Here is a 319-nt window from a genome sequence, read left to right on the forward strand (position 1 = left end):
TAGATACAGCACCAAAAGGCGTGAGCCCTGATTGGGTTAATTACAGCGTGGAAAAAGGCTTTTATCATGATAAAAGCGCCCCTGCTACAGGTAGTTACAATGCTATCCGCGTCTACCTTTGGGCTAGTATGATGGCAGAAGATGCCCCCTATAAAAATGCCCTTACACAGCAGTTTAAACCTTTTGTTGATAGCATTGTTTCTTCAGGCAAAGTGCCATTAGAAACCAATGCCGTCACAGGTAAAACGGCAGGCAACGCCCCAAGTGGTTTTGTTGCCGCCTTATTGCCATTGCTTGCTGAAGATAATGCATCACAAAC

General features: G+C 45.1%; 1 protein-coding gene. It reads left to right on the plus strand.

What is annotated here, in order from left to right; translation table 11 throughout:
- Positions 1-319 (plus strand): glycosyl hydrolase family 8 (locus HUS61_RS22090; RefSeq protein WP_258536086.1); only part of this gene is annotated, 319 nt, incomplete at both ends.

The organism is Pseudoalteromonas sp. 0802, assembly GCF_013350085.1.
GTDB lineage: Bacteria > Pseudomonadota > Gammaproteobacteria > Enterobacterales > Alteromonadaceae > Pseudoalteromonas.